The organism is Roseicella sp. DB1501, from assembly GCF_013112485.1.
In the GTDB taxonomy this organism is placed as follows: domain Bacteria; phylum Pseudomonadota; class Alphaproteobacteria; order Acetobacterales; family Acetobacteraceae; genus Paracraurococcus.
Map to the genome: position 1 here is coordinate 399,993 of NZ_JABFHG010000002.1, position 19,843 is coordinate 419,835.

18 protein-coding genes and 1 pseudogene are annotated in these 19,843 nt (G+C 72.1%); 12 read left to right on the forward strand and 7 right to left on the reverse strand.

Features of this window, described 5'->3' with window-relative positions:
* Positions 1–24: 24 nt before the first annotated feature.
* Positions 25–864 carry an SDR family NAD(P)-dependent oxidoreductase gene (locus HJG45_RS05225; protein WP_217362826.1) on the forward strand — a complete coding sequence of 280 codons (840 nt, stop codon included), beginning with the start codon at positions 25–27 and terminating at the stop codon, positions 862–864.
* A 12-nt stretch (positions 865–876) separates the two neighbouring features.
* Here HJG45_RS05225 and HJG45_RS05230 read toward each other — a convergent pair whose 3' ends face one another.
* Both HJG45_RS05230 and HJG45_RS05235 read right to left on the reverse strand, forming a co-directional pair.
* Complete coding sequence (locus HJG45_RS05230) at positions 877–1,863, reverse strand: tripartite tricarboxylate transporter substrate binding protein (RefSeq protein WP_171611023.1); 987 nt, start codon at positions 1,861–1,863, stop codon at positions 877–879.
* 113 nt (positions 1,864–1,976) lie between these two features.
* The gene (locus HJG45_RS05235) at positions 1,977–3,695 is read right to left on the reverse strand and encodes an amidohydrolase family protein (RefSeq protein ID WP_171611024.1); all 1,719 of its coding nucleotides are present in this window, start codon (positions 3,693–3,695) and stop codon (positions 1,977–1,979) included.
* Positions 3,696–3,871: 176 nt separating this feature from the next.
* Between HJG45_RS05235 and HJG45_RS05240 the strand changes: the two genes are divergently transcribed.
* A complete protein-coding gene (locus tag HJG45_RS05240; protein WP_171611025.1) occupies positions 3,872–4,534 on the forward strand; it encodes a DUF924 family protein in 663 nt (220 codons plus the stop codon).
* Positions 4,535–4,660: 126 nt separating this feature from the next.
* Complete coding sequence (locus tag HJG45_RS05245) at positions 4,661–5,068, forward strand: hypothetical protein (protein WP_171611026.1); 408 nt, start codon at positions 4,661–4,663, stop codon at positions 5,066–5,068.
* 12 nt (positions 5,069–5,080) lie between these two features.
* Here the strand turns inward: HJG45_RS05245 and HJG45_RS05250 are convergent, their stop codons facing one another.
* Positions 5,081–6,781: a gamma-glutamyltransferase family protein gene (locus HJG45_RS05250; RefSeq protein WP_171611027.1), complete on the reverse strand. Its 1,701-nt coding sequence runs from the start codon at positions 6,779–6,781 to the stop codon at positions 5,081–5,083.
* Between the two features lie 138 nt (positions 6,782–6,919).
* On the opposite strand from HJG45_RS05250, the gene HJG45_RS05255 reads away from it, so the two are divergent.
* The 7 genes from HJG45_RS05255 (at position 6,920) to phoB (ending at position 13,348) form a co-directional block, all read left to right on the forward strand.
* Positions 6,920–7,714 (forward strand): enoyl-CoA hydratase-related protein, encoded by a 795-nt coding sequence (locus HJG45_RS05255; RefSeq protein WP_171611028.1) that lies wholly within the window; start codon positions 6,920–6,922, stop codon positions 7,712–7,714.
* 288 nt (positions 7,715–8,002) lie between these two features.
* Positions 8,003–9,058: a phosphate ABC transporter substrate-binding protein PstS gene (gene pstS / locus HJG45_RS05260; RefSeq protein ID WP_171611029.1), complete on the forward strand. Its 1,056-nt coding sequence runs from the start codon at positions 8,003–8,005 to the stop codon at positions 9,056–9,058.
* Positions 9,059–9,135: 77 nt separating this feature from the next.
* Positions 9,136–10,101 (forward strand): phosphate ABC transporter permease subunit PstC, encoded by a 966-nt coding sequence (pstC, locus tag HJG45_RS05265; protein ID WP_171611030.1) that lies wholly within the window; start codon positions 9,136–9,138, stop codon positions 10,099–10,101.
* Between the two features lie 6 nt (positions 10,102–10,107).
* Positions 10,108–11,013 (forward strand): phosphate ABC transporter permease PstA, encoded by a 906-nt coding sequence (gene pstA / locus HJG45_RS05270; protein WP_171611031.1) that lies wholly within the window; start codon positions 10,108–10,110, stop codon positions 11,011–11,013.
* A 13-nt stretch (positions 11,014–11,026) separates the two neighbouring features.
* Complete coding sequence (gene pstB, locus HJG45_RS05275; protein ID WP_171611032.1) at positions 11,027–11,875, forward strand: phosphate ABC transporter ATP-binding protein PstB; 849 nt, start codon at positions 11,027–11,029, stop codon at positions 11,873–11,875.
* Between the two features lie 14 nt (positions 11,876–11,889).
* A complete protein-coding gene (gene phoU / locus HJG45_RS05280; RefSeq protein ID WP_171611033.1) occupies positions 11,890–12,609 on the forward strand; it encodes a phosphate signaling complex protein PhoU in 720 nt (239 codons plus the stop codon).
* A 22-nt stretch (positions 12,610–12,631) separates the two neighbouring features.
* Positions 12,632–13,348, forward strand: a complete 717-nt coding sequence (gene phoB / locus HJG45_RS05285; protein WP_171611034.1) for a phosphate regulon transcriptional regulator PhoB — start codon at positions 12,632–12,634, stop codon at positions 13,346–13,348.
* Between the two features lie 6 nt (positions 13,349–13,354).
* Here the strand turns inward: phoB and HJG45_RS05290 are convergent, their stop codons facing one another.
* From HJG45_RS05290 to HJG45_RS05300, 3 genes are all read right to left on the reverse strand, one after another.
* Positions 13,355–14,662, reverse strand: coding sequence for a dicarboxylate/amino acid:cation symporter (locus HJG45_RS05290; protein WP_171611035.1), 1,308 nt, complete (start codon positions 14,660–14,662; stop codon positions 13,355–13,357).
* A gap of 120 nt (positions 14,663–14,782) precedes the next feature.
* Positions 14,783–15,889 carry an alanine racemase gene (locus tag HJG45_RS05295; protein ID WP_171611036.1) on the reverse strand — a complete coding sequence of 369 codons (1,107 nt, stop codon included), beginning with the start codon at positions 15,887–15,889 and terminating at the stop codon, positions 14,783–14,785.
* Complete coding sequence (locus tag HJG45_RS05300; protein ID WP_171611037.1) at positions 15,886–17,010, reverse strand: pyridoxal-phosphate dependent enzyme; 1,125 nt, start codon at positions 17,008–17,010, stop codon at positions 15,886–15,888. The genes HJG45_RS05295 and HJG45_RS05300 overlap by 4 nt, the downstream gene beginning before the upstream one ends.
* Between HJG45_RS05300 and HJG45_RS05305 the strand changes: the two genes are divergently transcribed.
* A complete protein-coding gene (locus tag HJG45_RS05305; RefSeq protein ID WP_254452286.1) occupies positions 17,009–18,160 on the forward strand; it encodes a M20/M25/M40 family metallo-hydrolase in 1,152 nt (383 codons plus the stop codon). The two genes, HJG45_RS05300 and HJG45_RS05305, sit on opposite strands and share 2 nt — an antisense overlap.
* A gap of 110 nt (positions 18,161–18,270) precedes the next feature.
* Positions 18,271–18,906, forward strand: coding sequence for a glycine zipper family protein (locus tag HJG45_RS05310; RefSeq protein ID WP_174890388.1), 636 nt, complete (start codon positions 18,271–18,273; stop codon positions 18,904–18,906).
* 217 nt (positions 18,907–19,123) lie between these two features.
* Here HJG45_RS05310 and HJG45_RS05315 read toward each other — a convergent pair.
* A pseudogene (locus HJG45_RS05315) lies at positions 19,124–19,825 on the reverse strand (Bug family tripartite tricarboxylate transporter substrate binding protein); the annotation flags it as partial.
* Positions 19,826–19,843 lie beyond the last annotated feature (18 nt).

The window sequence follows — 19,843 nt, forward strand, 5'->3', positions numbered from 1 at the left end:
AACAAGGGGGAGGATGCCATGCGCATGCGGGACAAGGTCGCCGTCGTCACCGGCGGCGCCTCGGGCATCGGTCGCCGCACGGCGGAGCGCTTCGTCGAGGAGGGCGGCCGCCTCGTCATCGCCGATATCCAGGAGGCGGCGGCGGAGCACCTCTGCCACGCCCTGGGCGCCGCCGCCTGCGCCATCCGCTGCGACGTGACGCAGGAGGCCGACATCGCCGCCGCGATCGCCCTCGCCGTGCGGCGCTGGGGCCGGCTCGACCTGATGTTCAACAATGCCGGCCGCCCCGGCGACCCGAGCCCGATCGAGGCCATGCCCGCGGAGGGCTGGGACGCGACCATGGCGGTGCTGCTGCGCTCGGTCATGCTCGGCATCAAGCACGCCGCGCCGGTGATGAAGGCCCAGGGATCGGGCACCATCGTCTCCACCGCCAGCATCGCCGGGCTGATCCCCGGCTCGACCGCGACCGCCTATTCAGTGGCGAAGTCGGCGGTGATCCAGCTCACCAAATGCGCCGCGCTCGAGCTGGCCGAGCATGGCATCCGGGTGAATTGCGTCTGCCCGGGCGCCATCGCGACGCCGATCTTCGGCCGCTCCATCCAGCTTCCGACGCAGCTCGACCGGCGCGTCGCCGAGGCGGCGCAGGCGGCGCTCACTGAATTCCAGCCGATCCGGCGCGAGGGGCGGCCGGACGACATCGCCGAGGCGGTCCTCTACCTCGCCGATGACCGCGCCGGCTTCGTCACCGGCGTGGCGCTCACCGTCGATGGCGGGCTCGCGGCGGGCATGTCGCCCGGCCAGCGCGAACGGCTCTGGGCGCCGCTGCGCAGCGCCGTCGCGGCGCTGGCCGAGGAGCCGGGTTGAGGCAGCCCCGCCTCAGCGCGTGGTCGGGATGCCCGCCTCGGCGATCACCCTGCCCCATTTCGGGATGTCGGCGGCGATGCGGGCCTGCATCTCCTCCGGCGTGCTGCCGATCGGGTCGAGGCCGAGCTGGGCGAGCCGCGCCCGCTGCTCCGGATCGGCCAGCACCCGCAGCGCCGCGGCGCGGACCTTGTCGATGATCGGCCGCGGCGTGCCGGCCGGCGCCATCAGGCCGAACCAGGAGAGCGCCTCGAAGCCGGGGAAGCCCTGCTCGGCGACGGTCGGCAGCTCGGGCGCGGCCACGGTGCGGCCGGAGGAGGTGACGGCGAGGCCCCGCAGCCTGCCCTCGCGCACCAGCGGCATGGCGGCGCCGGCATTCTGGATGCCGATCGGCAGCACGCCGCTCATCACATCGGCCAGGTTGGCGCCGCGATAGGGCACGTGCTCCATGCGGATGCCGGCCTGGTGGCAGAGCATCTCGCCGGCGATGTGCTGCGGCGTACCGACGCCGGGCGTGCCATAGGCGAGGCCGCCCGGCCGGGCCCGGGCCGCCTCGATCAGGGCGCCGAGCGTCGGCGGGCCACTCTCCCGGTTGGCGAAGATCACCGAGGCCATGGCGAGGGTGGCGCAGATCGAGGCCAGGTCCCTCAGCGGGTCGAAGGGCAGCGCCTGCATGGCCGGCAGCACGGTGATGGCGGCATTACCGGCCCAGAGCAGCGTGTAGCCGTCGGGCGCCGCCTTGGCGACGCGGTCGGTGCCGATGGCCCCCGAATTGCCGCTGACATTGTCGACCACCACCGGCTGCTCCCAGGCCTGGCCGAAGGCCTGGGCGAAGATGCGGGCGGTGACGTCAGTGGCGCTGCCGGCGGTGAAGCCGACAACCAGCCGCACCGGCCGGCTGGGCCAGGGTGGTTGCGCCCGAGGCGACCGACCGGGTGCGGAGGCGGCGGCGAGCAGACCAGTACCCGCCATCAGGCGCCGCCGCGACAGCGATGGGATCATGCGACGTTGCTCCCGCCACCGCCGACCTCTGCCGGGCCGGCTGGTGGTGCCGCGATCCTACAGGAATCGCGCCGAGATCGGAACGCCGATCGGGCGACCCCGCGGGGCGACGGTCAGGCAGTCGCCCGCACCAGCCGCCCGGGCCGCGCGCCCGTCTCCTCGCCGCGCTCGAAGATCGGCACGCCGCTCACCATGGTCAGGTCGTAGCCATCGACCCGCTGCACCAGCCGCCGCCCGCCGGCCGGCAGGTCGTAGGTCATCTCCGGATGGTGCGGCCGCAGCGCCTCGAAATCGATGACGTTGACATCGGCCTTCTTGCCGACCGCCAGCCGGCCGCGGTCGTGGAAGCCGAAGAAATCCGCCGTCTCGCTGGTCTGGCGCTTGATGACGAACTCGAGCGGCAGGCGCTCGCCGCGCTGCCGGTCGCGCACCCAGTGCGTCAGCATGGTGGTGTTGAGCGAGGCGTCGCAGATCACGCCGCAATGCGCGCCGCCATCGGAGAGGCCGAGCACGGTATGCGGGTCGGTGATCATCTCCCGCACCACTTCGAGATCGCCATGGACGTAGTTGGTGACGGGGAAGTACAGCATCCGCCCGCCATCGCCGCCGGTCAGGTAGTCGTAGCAATAGGCGGCCGGGGCGACGCCCTCCTTCGCCGCCAGGGCGGCGATGCTGCGCTCCGGCGGCGGCTCGTAATCGGGCGTCTCGCCGAGGATGTACATGCGGTCCCAGCGCGTGGCGATCTGGCGCGAGAGCGGCGGCAGGATCTCCATCAGCCGCGGGCTTGCCTCCTCGGCCAGGATGGCGGCGCGCATCGCCGGCTCGCGCAGCCGCGCCAGCTGCTCGGCCGGGCTGAGGCGCGCCAGCTCGGCGAAGCTCTCGCGGAGCGCGAAGGGGTTGAGCGAGGTGGTGAGGCCGAGGATCAGCCCGACCGGCCGCCCGGCCACCTGCGCCGAGAGGGCGAGCCCCTCCTGCCGCGCGGCGCGGATGCCCTGCATCAGCCGCCGCCAGCGCTCCGGGTCGTAGCTGCGGTCGGTCAGCAGGAACCAGACCGGCCGGCCGCTATCCTTCGCCACCTGCCGCAGCCAGCCGAACTCGGTCGCCTCGTCCTCGAAGTCGGAGAGCATGCCGAAGGCGCCGCGGCCGGCCCGGCCCATGGCCTGGCCGATCGCGATCAGCTCCTCATGCTCGGCATAGCGGCCCGGCACCAGCTCGCCGGCCGGGGTCTTGTGCTGGTCGGTGCGCGAGGTGGTGAAGCCGAAGGCGCCGGCCCGCAGCGCCTCCTCGGTCAGCCGCGCCATCAGCGCGATATCCTCGGCGGTCGCCATCTCGCGGTTGATGGCGCGCTCGCCCATGGCATAGACGCGCAGCGGGTGATGCGCGATCTGCGCCGCGACGTCGATGGTCCGCGGCAGCCGGGCCAGGGCATCGAGATAGCTCGGGAAGCTCTCCCAGTCCCAGCGCAGCCCCTCGGCCAGCGCGATGCCGGGGATGTCCTCCACCCCCTCCATCAGGTCGATCAGCGCCTGGTGATGCGCCGGGCGGACGGGCGCGAAGCCGACGCCGCAATTGCCGAGGAGGATGGTGGTGGCGCCGTGCCAGGAGGAGGGCGCGAGCACCGGGTCCCAGGTCGCCTGCCCGTCGTAATGCGTATGGATGTCCACCCAGCCCGGCGTCACCAACCGCCCCTCGGCGGCGATGTCGCGCCGGGCGGGACCGGCCTTGCCGCCGACCTGGGCGATGCGGTCGCCATCGATGGCGAGGTCGCCGGTGAAGCGCGGCGCCCCCGTGCCGTCGACGATGGTGCCACCTCGGATCACGACGTCATGCATGGGACCGGCTCTCTCCATTTCTCTTGGTCGGGCGACCGAGTGTGCCGGCGGCGCAGAGTTTCGTCCACCGGTTGTCGCACCCCGCATCGCAGCACGGCGTGTGCGCGATCGCACAGACCCTTCCGCAACCGTATGGCAATGGAGCCGCAGACTGCGACCCTTGGGGGGAATCAGCGATGCCGGATGCTGAGACGATCCAGCAGGTGCTGGACGCCTGGTTCACGCCAGGACTCGAGAATGCCGATGCCAGAACGCATCACCAGGCCTTCGAGGCCTGGTTCGATGGCGGCGTCACGCCCACGCTCGCCCTGGCGCGGCTGACGCGGGCGGCGCTGGCCGGCCATCTCGATGGCTGGGCGGCGACGGCGCGTGGCCGGCTGTCGCTGATCCTGCTGCTCGACCAGCTGCCCCGCTGCCTGCATGCCGGGACGCCGCAGGCCTATGCCGGCGACCCGGACGCGCTGCGCCTCGCCGAGGACGGGCTGCGCAACGACCATTACGACGCGCTCGACCACGCCTGGGAGCGCACCTTCTTCCTGCTGCCGCTCGCCCATGCCGAGGGGCCGGACCACCGCGAGCGGCTGATCCGCGTCTGCGCCATGGCCGAGGCGGTGGCTTGGTCGGCGCCCGACCATCTTCGGCCGCTCTACCGCTTCGCCGCCGACGAGGCGCGCGGGCATCGCGCGGTCATCGCCAGGTTCGGCCGCTATCCGCATCGCAATGCCGCCCTCGGCCGCGTCTCCACCGCCGAGGAGGCGGATTACCTGGCCACCGGCGCGCTGGCGCCGCGCCGGCGGCCGCCGATCGCGGCGCGCCTCGGGCTCGCGGACGCCATGTGATGCCTGCGGCCGGACCCTGGACCGGCCGCAGGCCCGCGGTTGAGGCCGCGACGCCAGGGCGGCGCAGCGGCTTGCGCGCCCCGGCGACCATCCCACCTGCCATCCGGCAGCCGCGAAAGGCATGGCATGGTCCGCGTTCTGCTTATCGGATACGATCCCGACACCGTCGATTTCAGCGATCCCGCGCTGCCGCCGGGGCTGGATGCCGGGACGATCCGCGCCGGCATCGACATCGCCCTGGCGCGGATCCGCGACCGCGGCTGGGAGGCCGACCACTGCCTCATCCGGCCCGACGGCAGCGCCGTGGCGATGGTCGAGCGGCAGCTTGCCGCGGCTCGCTATGATTGCGTGGTCATCGGCGCCGGCCTGCGGCTGCCGCCGCGCAGCCTTCTGGACTTCGAGGCGGTGCTGAACGCCATCCATCGCGCCGCCCCCGGCGCCGCGATCGCCTTCAACACCCGGCCAGAGGATAGCGACGCGGCGGCCGCCCGCTGGCTCGACACTCCTGCCGCCAGGCCGGGCCGGCCGGCCTGAGGGTGGCCGCCCTCAGGCGATCACCGCATAGGCCGGGCGCCGGGGATCGGCGCCGGCGGCGAGCAGGCCCGAGGCCGGGTCGGTCTTCACCACCTCGACCGCGCCGGCCAGCCAGTTCCGCTCCGGCCAGTCATGGATGCGATGGCCGCGCGCGGCGAGCGCCTCGCGCACCGTGGGCGGGATCGCCCCCTCCACCGCCAGCCGGCCGGGGAAGGCCTCGAAGGGCGCAAAGCTCGAGGGGAAGGAGTAGCTGGCGATGCGCGGCGCCTCGATCGCCTCCTGCACCTCCATCCCGAATTGGAAGAGGTTCAGCAGCACCTGCAGCATGGCCTGGATCTGCACGTCGCCGCCCGGCGTGCCGAAGGGCATGACGCCGCCCCCTTCCGTCACCACCAGGGCCGGGTTGGGCGTCAGCCGCGGCCGCTTGCCTGGGGCGACGCCGCAGGGATGCGCCGGGTCGGGCCGGCTCTGGCTGCCGCGGCTGGAGGGGATGAGGCCGAGCCCCGGCACCACCGGCGCGTTCCAGGACCCGTCCGAGGGCGTGGCGCTGAAGGCATTGCCCCAGCGATCGACCACCGCGCAGTAGGAGGTATCGGCCTCGACCGGCGGCGCCGTCCGGCTGGCCATGGCGGCCGGCGTCAGGCCCGATCCCGGCTGCCGGCCGGGCATGCCGATCATCGCCTGCCGGGGATCGATCTCGACCAGCCGCGCCGCCACATGCGCCTCCGAGAGCAGGCGGTCGAGCGGCACCTCGACGAAGGCCGGGTCGCCGAAATGGTATTCCCGGTCCGCCATCGCCAGCTTGATGCATTCGGTGAAGAGGTGGAGGTAGTCCGGGCTGTTGTGCGCGAGCGCCCCGATGCCGCCCCGCTCCATCAGCAGCAGCGCCTCGAGCAGCGCCGGCCCCTGGCACCAGGGGCCGCAGGTGACGACCTCATGCCCGCGCCAGCGGCGGCGCACCGCCGGCTCGATGCGGGAGCGGTACCCGGCCAGGTCCTCGCGGCGGAGATAGCCGCCCTCGCGCGCCATGAAGTCGCAGATCTCGCGGGCGATGTCGCCGCGATAGAAGGCGGCATGCGCGGCGGCGAGGCCGGCGGCGCGGCCATGGCGGGCGATGGCCTTCTCCTCGTCCGCCATGTATTGCAACGTCCGGGCGAGGTCCGCCTGAACGAACCTCTCCCCGACTTGCGGCTGCCGCCCGCCGGGCAGGAAGATCGCCGCATTGCCCGGCCAGCGCGCATAGGCCTCGGCATGGTCGCGGATGTTCCCGGCGAGCAGCGGCTGGACCGCGAAGCCGTCGCGGGCGAAACGGATCGCGGGCGCCGCGACCTCGCCGAAGCCCATGGTGCCATGGCGCTCGAGGGCGGTGATCCAAGCATCCGGCGCCGCCGGCACCACGGTGCGGAGCACGCCGTCCGGGATCCGCCCGCCATGCTCGCGCTGGAAAAGGTCGGCCGGCAGGGCGTGCGGCCAATGGCCGAGACCGGCGATGGTCTCGACCGTGCCGTCACCCTTGCGGATCAGGATCGGCGCGACGCCGGCGACGTTCACCAGGTCGGGCAGCAGCACGCCGAGGGCGATGCCCGCGGCGCAACCGGCATCGATGGCGTTGCCGCCCGCCTCGAGCACCGAGAAGCCGGCCGCGGCGGCGAGGTAGTGGCCGGCCGAGACGGCGTGCCGGGTGCCGTAGAGCGTCGGGCGGGTGGCGAACATGGGCGCTTCCTCCGGGACGATCCCTCGGTCCCACCGAGCCTCGGGCCCGGCCGGCACCGAGTCAAATCCGCCCGGCGGCATCCCGCGCCGCCGCGTCCCGCGATAGGCTGGCGCCCATCCATCCGGGAGCGAATGCGCATGTCCAACGAAACCCCCGTCCTGTTGAGCCGCGATCCCCGCGGCATCGTCACCGCCACCCTCAACCGGCCGCATCGCGGCAATGCCTATAACGAGGCGTTGCTGCGCACGCTCATCACCGCGCTCGAGGCGCTGCGGGAGGATCCCGACCTCCGGGTCCTGGTGGTGCGCGGCGCGGGCCGGCATTTCGCCGCCGGCGCCGATATCGACTGGCTGGCCGAGGTCAGCGAATACCCGCCCGAGCGGGCCTACCGGGCCTCCTACGCGACGACGCAGGCGATGCAGTTGCTGAACGAGTTCCCCCGGCCGACCTTCGCCGTCATCCAGGGCGCCTGCTTCGGCGGCGGCGCCGGGATCGCCTGCTGCGTCGACGTGGCGCTGGCGACGCCGGCGGCGCTGTTCGGCCTGACGGAGGTGCGGGTCGGCGTCTCCCCGACCCCGATCTCCACCCATATGGTGCAGGCCATGGGGCTGCGGCACACCCGCCGCTACGCGCTGACCGGTGAGCGCTTCGGCGCGGCGGAGGCGCTGCGGATCGGCCTCGTGCACGAGGTGCTGCCGGCCGAGGAGATCGAGGCGCGGCTGGAGGCGATCCTCGACGAGACGCTGCTCTCGGCGCCCGGGGCGATCGCGGTCACCAAGGAGAGCTTCCTCGGCGCCAACAACCTCACCCTCGATGCCCGGCAGATGGCGCTGCTGGCGCATGAGGGCTGGATGCAGCGCGCCTCGGCCGAGGGGCGGGAGGGCCTGGCCGCCTTCCGGGCGAAGCGGCGCCCGGCCTGGTATCCGGGCTGATGACTCCCCGCGAAACCGCTGCGCGGCTTCGCGGAGGCCCCGTGGAGTCGCTCCTGCCCAGAATCCGTCACCGCCTGCCACGGCGGGGCCGGGACCAGCCGGTCGCGCAACCCTGCGGGGAGGGTTGCGCGGGAGGTCTCGGCCCTATGGATCATCGGCCAGGTCATCCGGTCGCCGTCATCGAAGCTTCACAAAACTGCAATCCTCCCGACTTCCGCGGGGGCTAACAGGGCGCCGCCTTGCCCGGGACGGCCACGCCCCGGGCCACCTCCTGTCGGAGAGAGACGCGTGCAACGACGCCACCTGCTCATCGCTTCCGGCCTGGCCGCCGCGACCCCGCTGCTCGGCCGCCCGGCCCTTGCCCAACAGACGCCGATCACCGGCGCCGGCGCCAGCTTCCCTCGCCCGGTTTATGAGCGCTGGGGCCAGGCGGCGCGGGAGGCGGTCGGCGTCCAGCTCAACTACCAATCCATTGGCTCGGGCGGCGGCATCAACCAGATCACCAACCGCACGGTGGATTTCGGCGCCTCCGACGCGCCGCTGGCCGCCGCCCAGCTCGCCGAGCGCAAGCTGCTGCAGTTCCCGACGGTGATGGGCTCGGTCGTGCTGATCGTGAACCTGCCCGGGGTCGCCGACAACGCGCTGCGCCTGACGCCCGATCTCGTCGCCGACCTCTTCCTCGGCAAGGTGACGCGGTGGAACGACGCCCGCATCGCCGAGCAGAACAAGGACCTCAAGCTGCCCAACCTGCCGGTCGCGCCGGTCTATCGCGCCGATGCCTCAGGCACGACCTTCGTCTTCACCTCCTACCTGTCGCGCGTCTCGGAGGCCTGGAAGGCCGGCCCCGGCGCCGCGACCAGCGTGCAATGGCCGGGCGGCCAGGGCGCGCGCGGCAATGAGGGCGTGGCGAACACGGTGCGGCAGACCCCGGGCGGCCTCGGCTATACCGAGAACGCCTATGCGACGGTGAACCGGCTGGTGACCACGCAGCTCCGCAACAAGGCCGGCAAATTCATCAAGCCGGAGATGCCGAGCTTCCTCGCCGCCGCCAAGGCCGCCGACTGGAGCGCGCCGAATTTCGCCGCCGACCTCATCAACCTCGACGGCGAGGACACCTGGCCGATCGTCGCCCCCACCTTCATCCTGCTGCCGGTGAACCCGACGGCGGACCGGCTGGCCGGCAGCCTCGCCACGATGAAATTCTTCGACTGGGCCTATGGCCATGGCGCCGAGGCGGCGCGCCGCCTCGAATACATCCCGCTGCCGGACAGCGTGCATGCCGCCATCCGCAGCGCCTGGTCGGCGGTGAAGACGCCGGACGGCAAGCCGGTCTGGACCGCCTGACGCCCGCGCCCCGGTCCGGCAGGATCGGGGCCAACCGCGCGCCGGCCGCCCCGCCCGGCCACCACGGAGACCGCCGCTTGTCGCACGCCGCCCTCGCCGCCCCCTCCCGCCGCCGCGCCGGCGATGGCGGCGACCGCCTCTTCGCCGGGCTCTGCCTCGGCGCCGGCATCCTGGTCCTGCTGCTGCTCGGCGCCATCATCCTGACGCTCTTCATCGGCGGGCTGCCGGCCTTCCGCGCCTTCGGGGCCGGCTTCCTCTGGAGCACCGCCTGGTCGCCGGTCGAGGGCCGGGAGCAATACGGCGCGCTGGTGCCGATCTTCGGCACGGTGGTCTCGGCCGTGCTCGCCATCCTGGTCGCCGTGCCGCTCGCCTTCGGCGTCGCCTTCTTCCTCACCGAGCTGGCGCCGCCCTGGCTGCGCCGGCCGGTCGGCACGGCGATCGAACTGCTGGCCGCCATCCCGTCGATCATCTACGGCATGTGGGGCCTCTTCGTGCTGGTGCCCCTGGTGCAGCAATACATCCAGCTCACGATCGGCGACACGCTCGGCGCCATTCCTCTGGTCGGCTTCCTCTTCGCCAGCAACAGCTTCGCCGGCACCTCGCTCTTCTCCGCCGCCCTGGTGCTGGCGATCATGATCCTGCCCTTCATCGCGGCCACCATGCGCGACGTCTTCGGCCAGGTGCCCGCCGTCTACAAGGAGAGCGCCTACGGCCTCGGCTGCACGCGGTGGGAGGTGATGCGCAACGTCGTGCTGCCCTATACCCGGGTCTCGGTGGTCGGCGGCATCATGCTCGGCCTCGGCCGGGCGCTCGGCGAGACCATGGCCGTCACCTTCGTCATCGGCAACGCCAACCGCTTGCCGACCAGCCTCTTCGATCCCTCGACCACCATTGCCTCCATCGTCGCCATGGAGTTCCCGGAGAGCCTGATGGGCAGCCTAAAGCAGTCCTCCCTGCTGGCGCTCGGCTTCCTGCTCTTCGTCATCTCCTTCATCGTGCTGGCGATCTCGCGCCTGCTGCTGCGCAGCCGGCTGAAGGGCTGACCCCGGATGAGCACCACCACCCTGCCCGCCCTCTCCCCGGTGAAGGACCCCGCCGTCGCGGCGTCCCTCGGGCGCCGGCGGAAGCGGCTCGACGCGCTGCTGCGCTGGTTCTGCATCGGCGCGACGGCGCTGGCCCTGCTCTTCCTCGCCTCCATCCTGCTGACGCTGATCCTGCGCGGCCTGGAGGGGCTGCACTGGACGACCTTCACCCGCGAGTTCCAGCCCACCACCTATGGCGATCCCGAGGCGCCCACCGGCGGCCTGCTGCACGCCATCATCGGCTCGCTGATCCAGACCGCGATCGCGACCGCGGTCGGCACGCCGATCGGGCTGCTGGTCGGCACCTATCTCGCGGAATATGCCCGCGGCTCACTGCTCGGCAATGCCGTGCGCTTCGTCTCCGACGTGCTGCTCTCGGCGCCCTCGATCCTGATCGGCCTCTTCATCTACCAGCTCGTGGTGCTGCCCATGGGCGGCTTCTCCGGCATCGCCGGGGCGCTGGCGCTGGCCATCATCGTCATCCCCGTGGTGGTGCGCACGACCGAGGACATGCTGCAGCTCCTGCCCAACACGCTGCGCGAGGCGGTGGTCGGGCTCGGCGCGCCGAAGTGGAAGATGATCACCCTGGTCGCCTATCGCGCCGCCCTGCCGGGCATCGTCACCGGCATCCTCCTCGCCGTCGCGCGCATCGCCGGCGAGACGGCGCCGCTGCTGCTGACGAGCTTCGGCAACTCGGTCCTCTCGACCGACCTCGCCCGCTCGATGTCGAGCCTGCCGATCGCCATCTACCAGCAGGCCAATTCCGGCTTCCCCGACCTGATCGCCATCGCCTGGGCCGGTGCGCTGATCGTCACGGCCGGCGTCCTCGTCCTCAACATCGTCGCGCGCTTCGCCGTGCGGCCCCGCGGCTAGCAGGAGACGCTCGATGAGCTCCACCACCGACCTCGCGGCGCAGGGCAAGCGCGAGGGCCGACCCGGCCTCGCCGGGCTCCAGGCTCGCTCCGGCGCGGCGCTGAACCCGAATGCCCGCGTCGCCGTCCGCAACCTGGAGTTCTTCTACGGCGACAACCGGGCGCTGAAGGGCATCACCCTCGACCTGCCGGAGCGGCAGGTGACCGGCATGATCGGCCCCTCCGGCTGCGGCAAGTCGACGCTGCTGCGCGTGCTGAACCGCATGTACAGCCTCTATCCCGGGCAGCGCGCGACCGGCGAGGTGCTCCTCGACGGCAAGAACATCCTCGATGCCGATGTCGACATCAACGCGCTGCGCGCCAAGGTGGGCATGGTGTTCCAGAAGCCGACCCCCTTCCCGATGACCATCGCCGAGAACATCGCCTTCGGCATCCGCCTGCACGAGCGTCTGTCCAAGGCGCAGACGGAGGAGCGGATCGAATGGGCGCTGACCCGCGCCGCGCTCTGGGGCGAGGTGAAGGACCGGCTGAACACCAGCGCCATGGGCCTCTCCGGCGGCCAGCAACAGCGGCTCTGCATCGCCCGCACCATCGCCGTCCGCCCGGAGGTGATCCTGTTCGACGAGCCGACCTCGGCGCTCGACCCGGTCAGCACCCTGAAGATCGAGGAGCTGATCGACGAGCTGAAGCGCGACTTCACCATCGCCATTGTCACCCACAATATGCAGCAGGCTGCCCGCTGCGCCGACCAGGTGGCCTTCTTCTACCTTGGCGAGCTCATCGAGGTGGCGCCGGCGGCGCAGCTCTTCACCGCGCCGCAGCATGCGCGGACCCAGGAATACATCACCGGGCGTTTCGGCTGAGGCGGGGACGGAGCATGGAGAAGATGCAGGAACACACCGTCCGCTCCTATGGCGAGGAGCTGCGCCGGCTGCGCGAGATGGTGGCCCGCATGGGCGGCCTGGCGGAGCGGCAGGTGGCCGATGCGGTCACCGCCCTGGTGCGCCGGGATGCCGAGCTGGCCTCCGAGGTCATCGGCCGGGATGCGGAGATCGACACGCTGGAGCGCGAGATCGAGGAGTTCTGCATCCGCCTGCTGGCGCTTCGCCAGCCGGTCGGCCCGGATCTCCGGCTGGTCATCGCCTCGCTGAAGATCATCCACGCCATCGAGCGGATCGGCGACTATGCGCGCAACGCCGCCAAGCGCAGCGTCGTGCTGGCGCAGCAGCCGCCGCTCGGCAGCCTCAACGGCTTCCAGCGCATGGCACGGCTGGTGCAGGAGAACCTGAAGGGCGCGATGGACGCTCTGGTCAACGACGACGCCGCCCGCGCCGACGAGGTCTGGGCCAACGACCAGCCGGTGGACGAGGTCTACAACGGCATCTTCCGCGAGATGCTGACCTTCATGATGGAGGACCCGCGCAACATCACCGCGGCGACGCACCTGCTCTTCGTTGCCAAAAATCTCGAGCGCATCGGCGACCACGCGACCAACATCGCCGAGACCGTGCACTACGCCGTCCGCGGCCAACCGCTGACCGAGGAGCGGCCGAAGGGCGACAGCTCGCCCTTTGCCGTGGTCCGGCCGCCGGCCTGAGGAAGGGAGAGGCACCCGTCCGATGCCCGACATCATCCCTGGCGGCGCCCGGCCCACCATCCTCGTCGTCGAGGACGAGGTGCCGCTGCTGACCCTGCTCCGCTACAACCTCGAAAAGCAGGGCTTCCGGGTCGAGGAGGCGGCGGACGGCCAGGAGGCGCTGCTGCGCATCGCCGAGGCGAGGCCGGACCTGGTCCTGCTCGACTGGATGCTGCCGCAGCTCTCTGGCCTCGAGGTCTGCCGCCAGATCCGCCGCCGCCCCGCCACCCGGGACCTGCCGATCATCATGGTGACGGCGCGCACCGAGCAGCAGGACACGGTACGGGCGCTCGATACCGGGGCCGACGACTACATCAGCAAGCCCTTCGCCATGGACGGGCTGCTCGCCCGCATCCGGGCCCTGCTGCGCCGTTCCGGCAGCCTCTCCACGCGCGGCACGCTGGCCTTCCGCGACCTCAGCATGGACCAGGACGCGCATCGCGTCACCCGCAACGGCAGGCCGCTGCATCTCGGTCCGACCGAGTACCGGCTGCTGGAATTCCTGATGCAGCATCCCGGCCGGGTCTTCTCGCGCGAGCAGCTGCTCGACGCCGTCTGGGGCCGCGACATCCATGTCGAGCCGCGCACGGTGGACGTGCATATCCGGCGGCTCCGCAAGGCGATCAACGGCCCGGGCGACGAGGACGTGATCCGCACCGTCCGCTCCGCCGGCTATGCCCTCGATGTGGAGGCGGGCTGAGGCAGCCTATTCCGCTGGCCGCCCGATCGGCACCACATCGTCGAGGTCGTGCGTCGAAGGCCCGCGCGAGAGTTCCCTCCGCAGCCGCTCCTGGTCCAGCTCGCCCTCCCAGCGGCTGACCGCGACGCAGGCGACGCCGTTGCCGATCAGGTTGGTCAGCGCCCGGCACTCGCTCATGAACTTGTCGATGCCGACGAGCACGGCCAGCGCCTGGATCGGGATGTCCGGGATCACCGAGAGGGTCGCCGCCAGGGTGACGAAACCGGCCCCGGTGACACCGGAGGCGCCTTTCGAGGTCAGCATGGCGACCAGCAGGATGGTCAGCTCCTGGCCCAGCGTCAGCTCGGTGTTCGTGGCATAGGCCAGGAACATCGTCGCCAGGGTCATGTAGATGTTGGTGCCATCGAGGTTGAAGCTGTAGCCGAGCGGCACGGTCAGCCCGACCACCTGCGGCGCGCAGCCGATGCGCTGCATCTTGCGCATGATCTGCGGCAGCACGCTCTCCGAGCTCGAGGTGCCGAGGACGATCAGCAGCTCCTCGCGGATATAGGAGATGAAGCGGAGGATCGAGAATCCGCAGAAGCGCGCGATGGCGCCGAGCACGATCAGCACGAAGGCGATGGAGGTGAGATAGAAGGTCGCCACCAGCTCGCCGAGCTGGATCAGCGAGCCGAGGCCGTAGGCGCCGATGGTGAAGGCCATGGCGCCGAAGGCGCCGACCGGCGCCGCCTTCACGACGATCTTCACCACCCCGAAGAAGATCGCCGCCAGCCGGTCGACGGCCTGGCTGGTGGCGATGCGCGCCTTCTCCGGCAGGGCGTTGATGGCGAAGCCGGTCAGCACGGCGAGCAGCAGCACCTGCAGCAGGTCGCCGCCGGCGAAGGCGCTGACGAAGGTATCGGGGATGATCGCCATCAGGTGCTCGACCACGTTGTCGGCCTTGGCGCGGGAGGCATAGGCGGCGATCGCCTTGGCGTCGAGCTGGCTCGGGTCGATGTTGAAGCCGCTGCCGGTCTGGAAGAGCTTGGCGACGAACAGGCCGATGGCGAGGGCGAAGGTCGAGACCACCTCGAAGTAGAGGATCGCCTTCAGGCCAACCCGGCCGACCTTGCTCGCCTCCCGCACCGAGGCGATGCCGTGCACGACCGTGCAGAACACCACCGGCGCGATCACCATCTTGATCAGCTTGATGAAGGCATCGCCCAACGGCTTCAGCGCCGCGCCGGTCTGCGGCCAGAGGAAGCCGAGCGCGACGCCGAGCACGATGGCGATCAGCACCTGGACATAGAGCAGCGACAGCCAGCGCCTGACCATGGGTCACCCCCCTGCGGCGGCCAGGGGTTCAGGCCGCCGCTCCCCTGCAACGTCCGGTCTCAGGCCGACGTTGCGGCGGCGCCGTGCCGCCGGCAAGGATCTTCCCGTCCCGCGGCCGGCTTACCAGCCATTCACCCTGTCCCAGACGGCGACCACCTCCTCGCCGCCATCGAGCACGTGGTAGCGGTCATAGGCCGCGGCGGTCAGGCAGGCATGGTTCGGGGCGACCCGCAGCCGCGCCCCGACGGGCAGCCGCTCGAAGGGCAGCGGCGCCGTGCCCTGCACCTCGCCATGCTCCTGATAGGTACGGGCGACCACCGGTTCGCCCGGCAGCGGCCGCCCGGCGCGATCGAGCACCAGGCCGAAGCCGTAGTCGCGCGGCGCCGTCGCCGTGCTGCGATCCTTCGACAGCGCCAGCGCGCCGGCATCCAGCAGCAGCCTGTTGCGCTCCGGCCGTCGGCCGATCACCGAGGCGAGGACGGTGACGGCGATGTCCTCCGGCGGATGGGTGCCGAGCTGCGCCTGGAACAGGTCGCCGAACATATAGACCCCGGCCCGCATCTCGGTGACGCCATCCATGCTTTCGGCATGCATCGCCACCGGCGAGGAGCCGAGGGAGACGATCGGCACCGCATGCCCCGCCGCGCGCAGCCGCGCCGCGGCGGCAAGGATGCCGCGCCGCTCCGCCTCGGCGATCGCCGCCATCGCCGCGGGGCTGCGGCCTTCGTAGCTGTGGCCGGAATGGCTGATGACACCGGCGAGGCGGGGGCCGAGCGCCGCGGCGATCTCGATCAGCGCCGGCCCGTTCGGCGCGACGCCGCCGCGTCCCTCGCCGACATCCACCTCGATCAGGGCGCGGAGATCGCCCGGATGCGCGGCGATGGCGCGGGCCGCCCCGGCATCGTCGGTGATGACCTTCACCGCGCCGCCCGCGGCGTTCAGCGCCGCGACGGCGTCGAGCTTCTGCGGCGTGATGCCGACGGCGTAGATCTGGTCATGCCAGCCGCCCTCGGCGAAATAGCGCGCCTCGGCCAGGGTGCTGACGGTGATCGGCGCGAAGCCGGGTGCGGCGAGCTCGGCCACCGCGCGGCTCTTCGCGGTCTTCAGGTGCGGCCGCAATTGCAGGCCGGGATGCCGCGCCATCGCCGCCCGCAGCATCGCCAGGTTCCGCCGCAGCGCCGGGAGATCGAGGAGCAGGCACGGGGTCGGGAGGTCGTCGAGGGTCATGGCGCGATGCCCAGGAGCCCGGCGATCCGCGGCGTCGCCTTCAGCCCGCTGCCGGTCAGCACCACCACCGTCCGCTCCTCCGGCCGGATGGTGCCGGCCGCCAGCAGCTTGGCGAAGGCCGCCGCCGCCTGGGCGCTGGTCGGCTCGACATAGATGCCGGTCCGCGCCAGGGAGAGCGTTGCTTCGCCGATCTCGGCCTCGGAGAGCATCACCGCTCCGCCGCGGCTCAGGCGGAGGATGCCGAGGCACTCGCGGGCGCGGATCGGCTGGGCGATGGCGGTGCCCTCGGCGATGGTCGGCTGCGGCTCGGCGGCGTCGAGGCCGAGGAACTCCCGGGCGATCGGCGCGCAATGCGCCGGCTGCGCCGCGAAGAGGCGCGGCATCGCCTCGATCTGCCCAGCCCGCAGCAGCTCGGAGAAGCCGATGCCGCAGCCGAGCACATTCGCGCCCGCGCCGCAGGGGACGATGACGTTGTCCGGCGCCTGGAAGCCCAAATCCTCCCACAGCTCATAGGCCAGGGTCTTGGTGCCCTGCAGGAAGAAGGGATGCCAGTTGTGCGAGGCGTAGAAGATATTCGCCGCCTCGCGGATCGCGGCGTCGGCGCAATCCTGCCGGCTGCCGGGGACCAGTGCGATCTCGGCGCCGCTCGCCCGGCTCTGCACGGTCTTCGCCGGGCTGGTGCTCTCCGGGACCATGATCTTCGCCCGCAGGCCGCCCGCCGCGGCATAGGCGGCGATGGCGGCGCCGCCATTGCCCGAGCTGTCCTCGAGCACCGTATCCACCCCCTGTGCCCGCAGCAGCGACAGCATCACCGAGGCGCCACGGTCCTTGAAGCTGCCGGTCGGCATCAGCCATTCGCATTTCAGCAGCGCCGTCGCGCCGGCGATGCCGCGCGGCACCAGCGGGGTGCCGCCCTCGCCGAGGGTGATCGGCTCGCCGGCCAGCGGCGGCAGGGCGGCGCGGTAGCGCCACAGGCTGCGCGTGCCGTGGTCGATATCGTCGGGGGCGAGGCCCGGCAGGTCGGTCAGCAGCAGCGGCTCGCCGCCATCGCCGCACCAGCGGGGGGTCTCGAGCGGCCAGGTCCGGCCGGTGCGCGGGTCGAGATAGGCGAGCGGGTCCATGCCGCCGAGACTTGCCCTTTCGCGCCGCCGCGACAAGCTTTGCCGCATGGACAGCACCGATGCCGTGGCGCGCCTCGCCGCCGAGCTGGTCGCGATCGACAGCCGATCGAGCCGGTCGAACCTCGCCATCGCCGAGCGGATCGAGGCCGAGCTCGGCGGCTTCGAGGTCGAGCGCCTGGACTATGCGGATGCCGCGGGGGTGCCGAAGCGGGCGCTGGTCGCGCATCGCGGCCCGCCGGGCGGCTACGCCCTGTCCGGCCATATGGACACGGTGCCGGAGACCGGCTGGCAGGCGGATCCCTGGACGCCGCGGATCGATGCCGAGGGCGTGCTGCACGGGCTCGGCAGCGTCGACATGAAGGGCGCCGTCGCCGCCTGCATCCTGGCCGCCCGCTCCGTCCCCGCCGATACGCCCGCGACCCTGCTGATCACCACCGACGAGGAAACGACCAAGGCCGGCGCCCGGGCGGTGGCGGCGAGCGCCCTCGCCCGCTCCCTCGGCCTCCGGGGGATCGTGGTGGCGGAGCCGACCGGCCTGGTCCCGGTGCGCGGCCACCGCTCCTCGGCCAACATCACCGCCATCGCCGAGGGCGTGCAGGCGCATTCCTCGACCGGCCAGGGGCGCAACGCCAATTGGGCGCTCATCCCCTTCCTCGCCGAGATGCGCGAGATCGCGGAGCGGCTGCGCCGGGACCCTGCCCTGCAGGACCCCGCCTACGACCCGCCCTTCGCCGATTTCAACCTGGTCATCGACAACCATGGCACGGCGGTGAACGTGACCCCGGCGCGGGCGACGGCGCGGATCAAGTTCCGCGCCAGCCGGCGGCTCGATCCGGCGCCGATCCTCGATTCGGTCCGCGCCGCCGGCCAACGGGCGGGGGTGGCGGTCGAGATCGCCGCCGAGGGGCCGCCGCCCGAGCTGCCGGCGGAGCATCCGCTGGTGGCGCTCGCCAGCCGCCTCACCGGCCAGGCGCCGCGCACCGCGCCCTATGGCACGGATGCCTCGGAGCTGCAGGCCCTGGCGCCCTGCCTCGTCCTCGGCCCGGGGACCATCGCCAGCGCGCATACGCCACACGAATGCGTGGCCCTGCGCGACCTTGCCGCGGCGGTGCCGCTTTTCGCCAGGATCCTGACCACGGCCTCACCCTGACGCCTGGCCGCGGCAATCTCGGCGGCGCCAGGATATCGTACAGAACCAGCCGCTCCCCATATTGGAGTCGGACTCGCGCCCGGCACCGCGCCGGGCAGGAAGACAGGACCATGCGACCCCTTCCCATCACCCTTGCGCTGCTCGTTCCCCTCGGCCTCGGCGCCTGTACCGTGGCGCCGCCAGCCGGCCCGAGCGTTCTCGCCCTGCCCCCCCGCGGCAAGGACCTGCCGGTCTTCCAGGCCGAGGACATGACCTGCCGCAACTTCGCCTCCGCCCAGATCGGTGGCAACACGCCGCAGCAGGCGGCGAACCAGTCGGCCGTTGGCAGCGCGGCGATCGGCACCGGTCTCGGCGCCGCGGCGGGCGCGCTGATCGGCTCGGCGGGAGGGGCGATGGGCGCCGGGGCGGCGATCGGCGCCGGTGCCGGCCTGCTCGCCGGCTCGGCGGTCGGCACGAGCAATGCGCAGGCCTCCAGCGGCAACCTGCAGCAGCGCTTCGACATGGCCTACACCCAGTGCATGGCGAGCAAGGGCAACAGCGTGCAGGCGGCGCCGCTGCCGACCACCATCCTGCCCTCCAGCACCTATGCCTATCCCTATCCGGCCTGGGGCTACCCCTATTACGGCCCGGGCTATTGGGGGCCGAGCGTCTCCCTCGGCGTCTATAGCGGCTGGGGCGGCTGGCGCGGGCCTGGCTGGCGGGGCCCCGGCTGGTATGGCCACGGCTGGCACGGGCGCCGCTGGTAGCGGCGCGCGGCGTGGCGGATTGCGGCCGGGCCTGACCGCGATCCGCTGCCAGCTCTGTCCAGGCGGCTTCACGCGTCCGGGCATTCGCCCTCCCGCGATCCGCCACCATGCATGGTCGAGCGGATTCACGCGTCCGGGCATTCGCCCTCCGCGATCCGCCACCATGCATAGTCGAGCGGATTCACGCGTCCGGGCATTCGCCCTCCCGCGATCCGCTCTATTCCAACTTCAGGTCGAGTTCCTTGACCTTCCGGCCCCAATAGGCGCTTTCGGGCGCGACGGCGGCGGCGAAGGCGGCGCGCGGCCGCGCCGGCGCCGGCTCCAGCCCGTCATGCGCCAGGCGCTCCAGATAGTGCGGCGCCGCGGCCGCGCGGCGGGCCGCCGCCTCCAGCGCATCCATCTGCGCTGCGGCGGTGGCGGCCGGCGCGAAGACGCCATGCCAGCCGGTGATGACGGTGCCGGGCAGGCCGGCCTCGGTCAGGGTCGGCACGTCCGGGATGGCGGCGATGCGGTGCTCGCCCGTCACCGCGATGGCGCGCAGCTTGCCCTCCCGCACCAGGGCGAGCGCCGGCGGCGGCGAGGAGAAGTTCATCGTCACCCGCCCGGCGACGACATCGACGAGCGCCGGCGCGGTGCCGCGATAGGGCACGTGCTCCATCTCGACGTCCGCCGCCTCGGCGAAGAGCACGCCGGCCAGGTGGTTGGCATTGCCGACGCCGCCCGAGGAATAAGTCACCGTGCCCGGCGGCTGCGCCTTGATGAAGGCGATCAACTCCGGCAGCGTCCGCGCCGGCACGTCCGGATGCACCACCAGCACGTACTGGTAGCTCGAGACCTGCGCGACCGGCGCCAGCGCCGTCGCCAGGTCCAGCCTGTCGCCCTTCTGCAGATGCGGGTTGACGACGATGTTCGTCGAGACGCCTAATACAACAAACTT